The organism is Niastella sp. (assembly GCF_045805085.1).
Taxonomy (GTDB): domain Bacteria; phylum Bacteroidota; class Bacteroidia; order Chitinophagales; family Chitinophagaceae; genus Niastella.
Genome location: NZ_JBJMLX010000031.1, coordinates 1 through 5,310, shown reverse-complemented (window position 1 = coordinate 5,310; position 5,310 = coordinate 1). Strand labels below are relative to the sequence as shown.

Annotated in this window: 4 protein-coding genes; 2 read left to right on the top strand and 2 right to left on the bottom strand. The window is 44.9% G+C overall.

Annotated features, from left to right (window positions below; all coding sequences use genetic code 11):
* Nucleotides 1–852: TonB-dependent receptor plug domain-containing protein (locus ACJ751_RS01485; protein WP_407743603.1), on the bottom strand; the 852-nt coding region annotated here is incomplete at its 3' end.
* 312 nt (nt 853–1,164) lie between these two features.
* Nucleotides 1,165–1,896, bottom strand: a complete 732-nt coding sequence (locus ACJ751_RS01480; protein WP_407743602.1) for an NUDIX hydrolase — start codon at nt 1,894–1,896, stop codon at nt 1,165–1,167.
* A 498-nt stretch (nt 1,897–2,394) separates the two neighbouring features.
* Between ACJ751_RS01480 and ligA the strand changes: the two genes are divergently transcribed.
* Together ligA and ACJ751_RS01470 are read left to right on the top strand one after the other, a co-directional pair.
* Nucleotides 2,395–4,494 carry an NAD-dependent DNA ligase LigA gene (gene ligA, locus ACJ751_RS01475; protein ID WP_407743601.1) on the top strand — a complete coding sequence of 700 codons (2,100 nt, stop codon included), beginning with the start codon at nt 2,395–2,397 and terminating at the stop codon, nt 4,492–4,494.
* Nucleotides 4,495–4,562: 68 nt separating this feature from the next.
* The gene (locus ACJ751_RS01470) at nt 4,563–5,126 is read left to right on the top strand and encodes an NUMOD4 domain-containing protein (RefSeq protein WP_014222182.1); all 564 of its coding nucleotides are present in this window, start codon (nt 4,563–4,565) and stop codon (nt 5,124–5,126) included.
* Nucleotides 5,127–5,310 lie beyond the last annotated feature (184 nt).

Sequence of the window (5,310 nt, the reverse complement as noted above, 5' to 3'; positions counted from 1 at the left end):
TGAGCGGTACTCACCTGCATCAAGCACATCGATCCTGCGCATTGCATCGCTAAATCCTACCGAAGCATTGGCATCGATACGCATAGGACCTGCAGCTCCTTTCTTGGTAGTTATTAATACAACCCCGTTTGCACCGCGCGAACCATAAATGGCAGAAGCAGATGCATCTTTCAATACCTGTACATCGGAGATCTCATTGGGATTAATAAAAGTGAGCGGGTCACTCGCGGGCGTGGCGCCCACACCGGAAGGTGAAAAGTCGGGGCGGGCCGTTCTTCCATCCAACGGTATCCCATCAACAACATACAACGGGGTATTACCGGTTCTGATAGAGTTGTTACCCCTGATCCTTACAATAGTAAGCCCACCTGGTTGACCACTACTGTTGGTGATCTGCAACCCTGGTACTTTACCCTGCAACAACTGTTCGGGGGTATTGATCTGCCCGCGGTTAAATTCCTTGGCAGTTACTGAGGCTACGGCCCCCGTTATATCACGTCGCCTTGCCGTACCATAACCCACAACAACCACTTCATTCAAACTGTTGTTGCTTTCAACTAACGCAACTTCCACTGCGCTGGATGATGAAACGTCTACGTCAGTGGCAGCAAAGCCAATGGCACTAACGGTTAACGTTTTGGTTGCTTCAGGCACCGCCAACCTGAAGACACCTTCGGCATTAGTAGTGGTACCTCCTCTGGCACCTTTAATAACGACAGAAGCGCCAGCAATGCCGGCTCCCTTGCTGTCTTTAACACTACCGGTAATTTGTTTTGTTTGAGAATAAGCGGAGATAGAATAAATAGCAAACATTAAAGGCAGTACTGCCTTTAGCAATCGTTTTGAGGGCATAATAGAAGTAGTTATTGGTTAAGAAACAATGATACCAATGTGTGACCTATACACAATTATACTTAATTTCTTAGATTCCAAAAAATAAAACCCACGCCAGTCAATGCTTTCACAAATTTTGATTGCTACAGAATACTGCCTTAATACAAGAAGGTATAGCCCAGTTACATGGCCAGGAACGCTGGCCTGCATGTACCAGATATTATGGTAAGATTAGTGTGACTCTACTTATTTAGACAGTCACAACATTAAAATGCTGCTTGTAGTTTGATTTTAAATTACGAAAGGTTAATATGTTAAAAAGTTGGGCTATTATACAACCAGGGTGGCCTGGGTCTTCTTACCGTTAGAGAACCGGGTTGCATTAAAACGGTAGAGCTTCCCCGGACGGTGCGGAACGTCCTGTTCCAGCTCATTCATATCTTCGAGCCAGTTCATTAAGAAGAACTTCTTTCTGAAGTTGCGGCGGTCCATTTTTACGCCCAGAATAGCTTCATACAGGTTTTGTAACTCCCTGAGCGAGAACTTTTCAGGCAATAAATTGAAAACGATGGGGTGGTCCTCAATTTTTGATTGCAGCCTTTGCAAACAGGTGTCGAGGATGGTCTTATGGTCAAATGCCAGTGCACCGATCTCATTTACAGGATGCCAGTGCAGCTCATTGTCAGTAAGCATGGGCTGATGGTCCTTGATATTGATCAGCGAATAATAGGCGGTGCTGATAACGCGCCCGGCGGGGTGTCGGCTTACCTCACCAAAAGTATAAACCTGTTCAAGGTACACATCATCCAAACCAGTGCGATGTTTCAGCACGCGGTAAGAGGCTGTGTCGAGGTTTTCATCGGGACGTACCAGGTCGCCGAGTAATGACCATTGGTTATTGAATTCTTCCAGGTCTGATTTAATGAGTAATACTTTCAGTTCGTTCTTGTCGAAACCAAAAATTACACAGTCAACGGAGATAGCGATCTGAAAAAACTCACGGTCTTCAGAACGTAATTGATGAATGGTTCTTTGCAATGCTGTTCCCATGGCTAATAGCAAATTGTCAGGGTTAAGAAATAGATGATATAAACAAAAAAAACCTGTCTTGAAAAGTTAACGGCAGGTTTAAGAATTTTAGCAAATTACAGTTAACCGGTAGGTAAATCCATTGGCACACAATCGTATCGTAGCTGCAAAATCAATCGGGACGGGCCTGTAAGCCGGTTGTCATATCATTGTGTAAAGATATATTGATTGTTTCACTCACGAACGCCTGTTAATTTTTTACGCCACTTTTTGACCAAGGACATGTTTTAAATACCGTACCGGTTTTAATAACCCTGGCAGGGTCGCAACTCGTTGCCTGTTAATTAGTTTTATAACTGTTAAGGCTATGGTGCGAGGGTCTTTTTTTGAATAAAAGGGGTTATTTTGCCGGCTGAGGTGTTCCCAGTTATTGATATTTATCAAGATCGTGACGCTCAAATGAGTGACCAAAGGCCCACCAATAAAACAGGGCATTGATTTAACTTCGCTTAAAACAGTAATAACAGATTTATGTATTCTCCCGACCAAACAAAAGCTTTGCAAAAGCTGACTACCGGTTTAATGGAAAAAAACTCGCAAGGTCATATAACCGACAAAGACATCGAGACCCTGCGGGATGTACTTCGCTTTCATGAAAACCGGTACTATATTTTGAATGATCCTTTGATTGCCGACTTTGAATACGACCAACTATACAAGGCCCTCGAAAAGTTGGAAAAGGAGAATCCTGCTTTGCGTACACCCGATTCACCAACACAGCGGGTAGCCAAAGAGCTTACCGCAGCATTTCCAACGGTATCGCACCTGGTGCCTATGTTATCACTCGATAACTCGTACAATGCCGAGGACCTTATTGACTTCGACCGCCGGGCAAGAGAACTGGCGAAAGTAGAGGTGCTGGAGTATTGCGTTGAACCCAAGTTCGACGGGGCCAGCATTTCTCTCATCTTTGAAAATGATATGCTGGTGCGTGGCGCCACCAGGGGTAACGGAGTACAGGGTGATGATATTACTACCAACATAAGGCAGATCAGATCTATTCCTTTATCGGCAGCCATTTCAAAGTATGGTCTTGAACAGATAGAGATCAGGGGAGAGGTGTTAATGAGCAAACAAAATTTCAAGAAATATAACGATGGACTGGCCGAACAGAACCTGCCACCACTGGCCAACCCCCGCAATGCAGCAGCCGGCACTTTGCGCATAAAAGACCCCAAGGAGGTGAGTAAGCGAAACCTGGAAGCCTTTTTATACCAGATCAGCCATTATACCCAGTTACCCGACAAAGAAGTGGATCCTATTGTGAACAGCCACAGCGGTTGTTTGACTATGTTATGGGAACTTGGTTTCCGCAGCCCGGTAAAGGAAAAGAAAGTATTGAAAGGTATAGATGCGGTTGTTGCCTATTGCCATGAATTTGAACAACAACGCGACGATCTGCCTTATGAGATAGATGGCATGGTGATAAAGGTGAACGATATTCATCAGCAGGAGCTGCTGGGCATGACCACCCATCACCCCCGCTGGGCCATTGCTTATAAGTTCAAGGCACGTCAGGCTACCAGTAAGTTAAGGGCTGTTGAATTCCAGGTTGGCCGTACCGGTTCGGTTACGCCTGTGGCCAAGATAGATCCCGTTCCTATCGGTGGCGTTACTGTGGGTTCTATATCCTTATTTAACGAAGAAGTGATCAAAGACAAGGACCTTATGATAGGCGATACCGTGCTGGTTGAACGGGCAGGTGATGTGATCCCTTACATTGTTAAATCTTTGCCCGAACTCAGGAATGGCACCGAACAAAAGATCGTTTTTCCTACCCAATGCCCCGTATGTGGCGATAAGCTCGAAAAGCCAGAAGAAGAGGCTGTTTGGCGTTGCAGCAACATCAACTGTGAGGCCCAGGTGGTGGAACGCATCATTCACTTTACCAGCAAGGATGCCATGGACATCAGGGGTCTTGGCGAAGCAAACATTCGTAAGTTCTTCTCGTTAGGTTTCCTCAAAGAAGTGCCTGCTATATACGAGTTGCCTTTTGATAAGATCGGGACGTTAGAAGGATTTGGCAAGAAAAGCATTACCAATCTGCAAACAGCTATTGAAACTTCCAAAACCCAGCCCATACACCGGCTGATATATGCCCTGGGTATCCGTTATGTAGGAGAAACAACCGCAAAAACGCTTGCCCATGCGGTTAAGCATTTGTTAGATTTAAGGGATTATTCGCTCGAAGACCTCCAAAACCTTGAGGATATTGGGCCGAAAGTGGCTGGCAGCGTACATCAGTTTTTCCAAAATCCGGACAACATAGCCACCCTGCAAAAGCTTGAACAGCTGGGCCTGAAGCTGAAAAACGACAAAAAAGACCTGGTAAAGGGAGGCAACCTGAGCGGCCAAACGTTTTTGTTTACAGGCACCATGCCCACACTCAAGCGAAGTGACGCCGAAGCCATGGTTGAATCTAACGGAGGCAAGCTTCTCAGCAGCGTAAGCGCCAATTTAACGTATCTGGTAGCGGGAGAAGAGGCGGGAAGTAAGCTCGAAAAAGCCAAAAAGATAACCTCCATCAAGATCATAACCGAAGCCGAATTCCTGTCCCTTATACATCATTGATATGATTCTTATCAATTGTTTGAATTTCACATTTGTTTTTTTGTAACTTTAGCCAAAAGGAAAAGGCGATGATAAAAAAACTCCCCAACGAGGTGTGGAAACCATTACAGTTTCCAGGCTGGAAGCACCTCCGTAAAAAGTATGCGTTGTCCTCCATGGGACGCATAGCCAGCTACACAGAAGACGTTGTTGAAGACGGCAAGCTCCTTCAGGGTTCTTTAACTACCGGTTACAGAACTTTGAATCTCCATCGTCCAGGCAACAACGGTACTCTGTACATTCACCGTGAGATTGCCCGATTATTTCTGAAGAAAGCTTCACTTAAAAACAAGTATGTGATTCACATCAATCACAATAAGCTTGACAATGCAGTGAAGAACCTGAAATGGGCTACACTTGAAGAAATGATTGAACATCAGCAACACAGTCCCGCAAAAATTGCCTACAAAAAAGTGCAGGCAAACAGAACCGAAGGCTTGAAGCTGAATGCGAAACAGGTTCAAGGCATTAAAAAGATCCTCGCAGACAAGAACCGAAAGATCACCATCAAAAAATTAGCGGAAAAATTTGGCGTCTCTGAGATGACCATGTACCGCATTAAAAGTGGTGAAAACTGGGGCCGGATCAAATAATGCCCGGTAATTGATGTAAAAAATAAGTGGTGTGATTGAAAAGGCTAGCTTTCACACCACTTATTTTTTTATCGTGAAACGTAAAACGTGAAACGTGAAATAGCTCACGATATTTGAAATTAATCACGACCTTGCATCGCCGGCATTTTCTCTGCCTTCTGCCTTCTGCCTTCTGCCTTCTGCC